Origin of the sequence: Mycobacterium colombiense, assembly GCF_001665835.1 — a bacterium.
In the GTDB taxonomy this organism is placed as follows: domain Bacteria; phylum Actinomycetota; class Actinomycetes; order Mycobacteriales; family Mycobacteriaceae; genus Mycobacterium; species Mycobacterium colombiense_A.
Window position 1 is genome coordinate 64027 of sequence record NZ_LZSX01000013.1, and the last position, 6884, is coordinate 70910.

The 6884-nt window shown below is 67.8% G+C and carries 7 protein-coding genes; 6 read left to right on the top strand and 1 reads right to left on the bottom strand.

What is annotated here, in order from left to right; all coding sequences use genetic code 11:
• Position 1: 1 nt before the first annotated feature.
• Entirely contained in the window at positions 2–1228 is a 1227-nt protein-coding gene (gene manA / locus A5760_RS02880) for a mannose-6-phosphate isomerase, class I (RefSeq protein ID WP_064877602.1), read from the top strand.
• Here the strand turns inward: manA and A5760_RS02885 are convergent.
• A complete protein-coding gene (locus A5760_RS02885; protein WP_155764182.1) occupies positions 1206–2594 on the bottom strand; it encodes an FAD-dependent oxidoreductase in 1389 nt (462 codons plus the stop codon). The two genes, manA and A5760_RS02885, sit on opposite strands and share 23 nt — an antisense overlap.
• 99 nt (positions 2595–2693) lie before the next feature.
• Between A5760_RS02885 and A5760_RS02890 the strand changes: the two genes are divergently transcribed.
• From A5760_RS02890 to A5760_RS02910, 5 genes are all read left to right on the top strand, one after another.
• Positions 2694–4211 carry an amino acid permease gene (locus A5760_RS02890; RefSeq protein WP_064877604.1) on the top strand — a complete coding sequence of 506 codons (1518 nt, stop codon included), beginning with the start codon at positions 2694–2696 and terminating at the stop codon, positions 4209–4211.
• 103 nt (positions 4212–4314) lie between these two features.
• Positions 4315–5565 carry an alkane 1-monooxygenase gene (locus tag A5760_RS02895; protein ID WP_064877605.1) on the top strand — a complete coding sequence of 417 codons (1251 nt, stop codon included), beginning with the start codon at positions 4315–4317 and terminating at the stop codon, positions 5563–5565.
• Positions 5562–5744 (top strand): rubredoxin, encoded by a 183-nt coding sequence (locus A5760_RS02900; RefSeq protein ID WP_064877606.1) that lies wholly within the window; start codon positions 5562–5564, stop codon positions 5742–5744. The genes A5760_RS02895 and A5760_RS02900 overlap by 4 nt, the downstream gene beginning before the upstream one ends.
• Positions 5741–5926, top strand: a complete 186-nt coding sequence (locus A5760_RS02905; RefSeq protein ID WP_064877607.1) for a rubredoxin — start codon at positions 5741–5743, stop codon at positions 5924–5926. The genes A5760_RS02900 and A5760_RS02905 overlap by 4 nt, the downstream gene beginning before the upstream one ends.
• Positions 5927–6112: 186 nt before the next feature.
• Entirely contained in the window at positions 6113–6709 is a 597-nt protein-coding gene (locus A5760_RS02910) for a TetR/AcrR family transcriptional regulator (RefSeq protein ID WP_064877611.1), read from the top strand.
• Positions 6710–6884 lie beyond the last annotated feature (175 nt).

A 6884-nucleotide genomic window follows, 5' to 3' on the forward strand; every position in this document is an offset into this window, starting at 1 on the left:
AGTGGAACTGCTTCGCGGTGCCTTGAGAACGTACGCCTGGGGTTCGCGTACCGCCATCGCTGAATTCACCGAGCGGCCGGTGCCGGCGGCGCATCCGGAGGCCGAGCTATGGTTCGGCGCGCACCCCGGCGATCCGGCGTGGCTGGAGACGGACAACGGCGAAATGACGTTGCTCGAGGCGCTGGGCGACGACCCGGAAGGACAGCTCGGACCGCTGTCGCGGGCGCGCTTCGGCGACGTGCTGCCGTTCCTGGTGAAGGTGCTGGCCGCCGACGAGCCGCTGTCCCTGCAGGCCCACCCGAGCGCCGCGCAGGCGGCCGAGGGTTACATGCGCGAGGAGCGGGTCGGCATCCCGCTGAACTCGCCGGTGCGCAACTACCGCGACATGTCGCACAAGCCCGAGCTGCTGGTCGCGCTGCACCCGTTCGAGGCGCTGGCCGGATTTCGTCAGGCCGCGCGCACGGTCGAGTTGTTGCGGGCCCTGGCCGTCTCCGACCTCGACCCCTATATCGACCTGCTGAACGACCAGTCCGACGCCGACGGTCTGCGCGCGCTGTTCACCACCTGGATCACCGCGCCTCAGCCCGACATCGACGTGCTGGTGACCGCCGTGCTGGACGGCGCCATCGCCTACCTCAGTTCGGGCGCAACCGAATTCGCCGCCGAGGCCAAGACGGTGCTCGAGCTCGGCGAACGCTATCCCGGTGACGCGGGCGTGCTGGCGGCGCTGCTGCTGAATCGCGTCAGCCTGGCGCCCGGCGAGGCCATCTTCGTCTCCGCCGGCAACCTGCACACCTACCTGCGTGGTTTCGCGCTGGAGGTGATGGCCAACTCCGACAACGTGTTACGTGGCGGCCTGACCCCCAAGCACGTCGACGTGCCGGAACTGCTGCGCGTGCTGGACTTCGCGCCCACCACCGAGGAGCAGCTGCGGCCGCCGGTCCGTCGCGAGGGCTTCGGACTGATCTATGAGACCCCGACCGACGAGTTCGCCGTCGCGCTGCTGGAGCTCGACGACGAGTACGTCGGCCACGAGGTGGACGCGACGTGCAGCCACGACGGCCCGCAGATCCTGTTGTGCAGCCAGGGTGCCACGACGGTGCACGGCAAGTCCGGCTCGCTGACGCTGAAGCGGGGGATGGCCGCTTGGGTGGCGGCCGACGACGCCCCGATCCGGCTGGTCGCGCACGAACCCACCAAGCTGTTCAGGGCGACGGTCGGGTTGTGACGGCCCGTTCGCTGCCGGCCCGCCGCGACTCGCGCCGCTCGCGCAGCCATAGCCGCAGGTTGTGCGCCATCGCGCGGCCGATGATCCGCGGCGGCGGAACCATATAGAGGCTGTCGAGCAGCGAGAACCGTCGCAGGAACCATTCCGCAAGAACGGGTTCGGTCTCCGCGGCGCCCAGGAATTGATCGAACAGCGCACCTGAGGGCCGCCACCACCAGGGGGCCGGCCCCTTCGTGCCGGCATGGTGGAACGTGACGTCGCCGATCGCGTTCATCATCCACACCGGGAAGGTGCTCTTGGCGGTGGCCCGGTTCAGCTCCGCGGCGACTTGGTCGTCCGGGAATTGCAGCGCGCGGCGCAGATGCCCGGCCTGCAGCGAGGTCATCGTCATGCCCTGCCCGAAGGTGGGATTGAAGCTGGCCACCGCGTCGCCGAAGGCGATGATCCCGGCCGGCAGGCGCTCCAGCTTGTCGTAGCGCCGCCACTTGCTGGCCGGGAAGGCGTGAAACGCGGGGTCGCCCAGCGGCTCGGCCCGCGTCAGCGCGGCGTGGAAGTGGGCCGGCAGCAGCTGCCGGGCCAGCTCTACCATCTCCGGGAAGGTCCTCGGCGGCTTGGCGTCTGCCACGCCGAACGTGGTCAGCACCCAGGTGCGGTCCTCGTAGCACAGCATGCCCAGCCCCAGCGACTGGTCGTGGGAGGCGCCGGCGACCACCACCTTCTCCGCGATCAGCCCGTCGGGGATGGCGAACCGCTGGGTGGCGTAATGGATGCCGATGTCCACCGCCTGTTCGACCGGGCGCTCGAATCCCCAGTCCGTCAGCCACGCCGGCAGCCGGGTGCCCCGGCCGGCCGCGTCGACGACGAGGTCCGCGGCGACGAACTCCGGGTCGCCGCCGTCGGGGCCGGCCGGATCCAGCAGCACGCCGGTCACCCGCTGCCGCGCGCGGTCGAACCGCGGCTCGGCCACCGAGCGGCGCGCCACGGTGACGTTGTCGAGGTCGCGAACCCGTTTGCGCAACTGCCATTCCAGATGCGGGCGGCTGGGCACGTAGGCGGTGAACTCGTCGCGCAGGGTCTGCCCGGTGCCCAGCACGTGCCCCGCGGCGCCCAGGTGGATGCAGTCGGGCCGATTCTGGAGTTTGAGCACACCGGCGGCCACCATGTCGTCCAGTAGGCCGGGGAAAAGGTTCTCGAATTCAATGGCACCGCGGGCCATCAGCATGTGCAGGTGCCGGTCCTGGGGCACCGTCGCGCGGTTCGCCGGTTCGGCGGGCAACTCGTCGCGCTCGTACACCGTCACCCGCGAGTACGAATCCGAAAGCACCCGCGCCGCGCAAAGACCAGCGATGCTGCCGCCGATGATCACGGCATGGTCCCTGGCCGTTGCTGTGCTATCCGGCATTCGCGGAGAGTACCCAGTACTGTGACGGACCAATGGCTCCCGGCGTTGGGGAAAGGCGAATGCATGGCCAATCGATGGCGGACCAAGTCGATCGAGCAATCAATCGCCGATACGGACGAGCCGGACACCAAGCTGCGCAAGGATCTGACCTGGCGGGACCTGGTGGTGTTCGGCGTCGCGGTGGTGATCGGCGCCGGTATCTTCACGGTCACCGCGTCGACGACCGGCGACATCACCGGCCCGGCGATCTGGGTGTCGTTCGTGATCGCGGCGGGCACCTGCGCGCTGGCCGCGCTGTGCTACGCCGAGTTCGCCTCGATGCTGCCGGTGGCCGGTAGCGCCTACACCTTCTCCTACGCCACCTTCGGCGAGTTCCTGGCCTGGATCATCGGCTGGAATCTGGTGCTGGAATTGGCGATCGGTGCCGCCGTGGTGGCCAAGGGCTGGTCGAGCTATCTGGGCACGGTGTTCGGATTCGCCGGCGGCACGGCCAACTTCAACGGGGCCCAGGTGGACTGGGGGGCGTTGGTGATCGTCGCGGGGGTGGCGACCCTGATCGCGTTGGGCACCAAGTTGTCATCGAGGTTCTCCGCGGTGGTCACCGCGATCAAGGTGTCGGTGGTGATCTTCGTCGTGGTGGTCGGCGTCTTCTACATCAAGCGCGCCAATTACTCGCCGTTCATCCCCAAGGCGGAGGCCGGCAGCGAGGCCAAGGGCATCGACCAGTCCGTCCTGTCGTTGGTGACCGGCGCGCACAGCAGCCACTACGGCTGGTACGGCGTGCTGGCGGGGGCGTCCATCGTCTTCTTCGCGTTCATCGGGTTCGACATCGTCGCCACCATGGCCGAGGAGACCAAGAATCCGCAGCGCGACGTGCCGCGGGGAATCCTGGCGTCGCTGGGCATCGTCACCCTGCTCTACGTCGCCGTCGCCATCGTGCTGTCCGGCATGGTCTCCTACACCCAGCTCAAGACGGTCCCGGGCCGCGGGCAGGCGAACCTGGCCACCGCCTTCACCGCGAACGGTATCCACTGGGCGAGCAAGATCATCTCCATCGGCGCGCTGGCGGGACTGACCACCGTGGTGATGGTGCTGATGCTCGGCCAGTGCCGGGTCCTGTTCGCCATGGCGCGCGACGGGCTGTTGCCGCGGTCGCTGGCCAAGACGGGCTCGCACGGCACCCCGGTGCGGATCACCGTGGTGGTCGCCGTGGTGGTCGCCGTGACGGCATCGGTGTTCCCCATCACCAAGCTCGAGGAGATGGTGAACGTCGGGACCCTATTCGCCTTCGTCCTGGTCTCGGCCGGCGTGATGGTCCTGCGCCGGACCCGGCCGGACCTGGAGCGCGGGTTCAAGGCGCCGTGGGTGCCGGTGCTCCCGATCGCCTCGATCGCCGCGTGCCTGTGGCTGATGCTCAACCTCACCGCGCTCACCTGGGTCCGGTTCGGGGTGTGGCTGGTGGTCGGCACGGCGATCTACGCCGGCTACGGCTACTGGCACTCGGTGCAGGGCCGGCGGGGGGAGGCGGAGACCGAGCGCAGCGACGCTCTCGAGGCCGACCCGCATAGTCCGGTGCCCTAGCCAGCTGCGGCTTTACAAAATAGTGCCTTTTGTCTAGACAGAAGACGCAAGCCTCGGTATTGTCCAACCTCAACGTGGTGTGACTCACAAGGAGGTTTGGCATATGACCACATTCGAACCGCAACTGAGCCGGGATTCCGAGCCGCTCGCCTGGCGGGACAAGAAGCGCCGCCTGTGGCTGATGGGGCTGATCGCCCCGACGGCGTTGTTCGTGATGCTGCCACTGATGTGGGGCCTGAACCGGCTGGGCTGGCACGCCGCCGCGCAGGTGCCGCTGTGGATCGGTCCGATCCTGCTCTGGGTCCTTCTGCCGATCCTCGATCTGAGTTTCGGGCCCGACGGGCAGAACCCGCCCGACGAGGTCATGGAGCAGCTGGAGAACGACAAGTACTACCGCTACTGCACCTACGTCTACATCCCGTTCCAATACCTCAGCGTGGTGATGGGCGCCTACCTGTTCACCGCCTCGAACCTGCACTGGCTCGGCTTTGACGGCGGCCTGGGCTGGGCGGGCAAGCTGGGGCTGGCGCTGTCGATCGGCGTGCTCGGCGGCGTCGGCATCAACACCGCTCACGAGATGGGACACAAGAAGGACTCGCTGGAGCGCTGGCTGTCCAAGATCACCCTGGCGCAGACCTGCTACGGGCACTTCTACATCGAGCACAACCGCGGCCACCACGTGCGGGTCGCCACCCCGGAGGATCCCGCGTCGGCGCGCTTCGGCGAGACCTTCTGGGAGTTCTTGCCGCGCAGCGTGTTCGGCAGCCTGCGCTCGTCGCTGCGGCTGGAGGCGCAACGGATTCGCCAGCAGGGCGCCAGCCCGTGGCACCCCAAGACGTACGCGTCCAACGACGTCCTCAACGCCTGGCTGATGTCGGTGGTGCTGTGGGGCGCGCTGATCGCGATCTTCGGCCCGGCGCTGATCCCCTTCGTGATCATCCAGGCGGTCTTCGGCTTCAGCCTGCTGGAATCGGTCAACTACCTGGAGCACTACGGCCTGCTGCGGCAGAAGAATTCGAGCGGCCGCTACGAGCGCTGCAGCCCGGTGCACAGCTGGAACTCCGACCACGTGGTGACCAACCTGTTCCTCTACCACCTGCAGCGGCACAGCGACCACCACGCCAACCCGACCCGGCGCTACCAGACGCTGCGCAGCATGGAGGGCGCGCCCAACCTGCCGAGCGGTTACGCGTCGATGATCTCGCTCACCTACTTCCCGCCGCTGTGGCGCAAGGTGATGGACCACCGGGTGCTGGCGCACTACGACGGCGACATCACCCGCGTCAATGTGCAACCCAGGCTGCGCGAGAAGCTGCTGGCGCGCTACGGGGCCCCGCAGGCGGGTGTGGCATGAGCGCGTATCGCTGCCCGGGCTGCGACTACACCTACGACGAAGCGAAAGGCGCACCGCGGGAAGGGTTTCCCGCGGGCACGCCCTTCGCCGACATCCCCGAGGACTGGCGCTGCCCCGATTGCGCGGTGCTCGAGAAGGCCGATTTCGAAACCATTAAGACCATGGGAGTGAACCGATGAGCGACGACTACAAGCTCTTCGTCTGCGTGCAGTGCGGATTCGAGTACGACGAGGCCAAGGGCTGGCCGGAAGACGGCATCGCCCCCGGCACCCGATGGGACGACATCCCCGAGGACTGGAGCTGCCCGGATTGCGGTGCGGCCAAGACCGACTTCGAGATGGTGGAGATCGCCCGTTCGTGACCGTCGGCGACGATGCAGAGCGTAGCGATGAGGAGGAGCGGCGCTAATGACCGCCGGCGACGATGCAGAGCGTAGCGATGAGGAGGAGCGGCGCTAATGATCGCCGCCTACGCCGCGGAGCAGGCCGCCGCGCGGGAAAAAACCGATTCCGGGGCCCGAGCCGCTATTGTCGCGCCTGTGAAGCGGATGCCCTACGCCGAAGCGTCGCGTGCCCTGCTGCGCGACTCGGTGCTGGACGCGATGCGTGATCTGCTGCTGACCCGGGACTGGTCGGCCATCACGCTGTCGGACGTGGCCCGCGCCGCGGGCATCAGCCGGCAGACGATCTACAACGAATTCGGCTCCCGGCAGGGCCTGGCGCAGGGGTATGGCCTGCGCCTGGCCGACCGGCTGGTCGACGCCGTCAACGCCGCGCTGGAAGCCAACGTCGGCAACATCTTTCAGGCGTTCCTGCAGGGATTCCGCGACCTGTTCACCGAGTTGTCGGCGGACCCGCTGGTGATCTCGCTACTCACCGGCGTGGCCAAGCCGGACCTGTTGCAGATCATCACCACCGACAGCGCCCCCATCATCAACCGCGCCTCCGAACGGCTGACCACGGCGCTGACCCACAGCTGGGTGGCCACCAGCGACGAGGACGCCGGGGTGCTCGCGCGGGCCATCGTGCGGCTGGCGCTGAGCTATGTGTCGATGCCGCCGGAGGCGGACCATGACGTGGCGGCGGATCTGGCCCGATTGATGACGCCGTTCGCGGAGCGTCACGGCGTCATCAACGTTCCCTGACCCGCGAGGCGCGGCCACCCGCGACTACAGTGGCGCAAGAACATACCTAAGCTAATTACCGCTTTGATCCGAGCGAGCCGAAAAAGGAAGAACACGTTATGACGACGACCGAAAACGTACTGACCCCCGAGGTTCGAAACGGCATCGATTTCAAGGTCGCCGATCTGTCGTTGGC

Coding starts and splice junctions, on each gene's coding strand:
- A5760_RS02890 (WP_064877604.1), top strand. CDS start 2,694: ATGGCCAATCGATGGCGGACCAAGTCGATCGAGCAATCAATCGCCGAT.
- A5760_RS02895 (WP_064877605.1), top strand. CDS start 4,315: ATGACCACATTCGAACCGCAACTGAGCCGGGATTCCGAGCCGCTCGCC.
- A5760_RS02900 (WP_064877606.1), top strand. CDS start 5,562: ATGAGCGCGTATCGCTGCCCGGGCTGCGACTACACCTACGACGAAGCG.
- A5760_RS02905 (WP_064877607.1), top strand. CDS start 5,741: ATGAGCGACGACTACAAGCTCTTCGTCTGCGTGCAGTGCGGATTCGAG.
- A5760_RS02910 (WP_064877611.1), top strand. CDS start 6,113: ATGCCCTACGCCGAAGCGTCGCGTGCCCTGCTGCGCGACTCGGTGCTG.